This is a genomic window from Neisseria flavescens (assembly GCF_001618065.1).
GTDB classification, from domain to species: domain Bacteria; phylum Pseudomonadota; class Gammaproteobacteria; order Burkholderiales; family Neisseriaceae; genus Neisseria; species Neisseria flavescens_A.
In genome coordinates, this window is record NZ_LAEI01000051.1 from 1 (window position 1) to 267 (window position 267).

1 protein-coding gene is annotated in these 267 nt (G+C 54.7%); it reads right to left on the bottom strand.

The genetic code is table 11. From position 1 onward, the window contains the following. A partial coding sequence (locus tag TW89_RS08310; protein WP_225522199.1) for a hypothetical protein occupies positions 1 to 267 on the bottom strand: 267 nt, incomplete at both ends.

Sequence of the window (267 nt, forward strand, 5' to 3'; positions counted from 1 at the left end):
CCCAATGCGTAGTTGTTGCTGCCGGTGGTACCGCCGAAGTTGATGCCTTTGGCGATATTGGCGGCGTTGTTGGCGACGTTTTGGTTGGTCGCAAACAGTTGGCTGCCGTTGACGGCGTCTTTGCTGTCGGCATTGAGGTCACCGTCGGCTACGTTGGTCACTTTGTTGCCAGCGTTGTTCAAACCGTCTTTGGTCAGTTTGACATCGCCTGCTTTAACGCCGTCTTGGGTCAATGCAACATCGTCGCCTACTTTCACACCGTCGTTG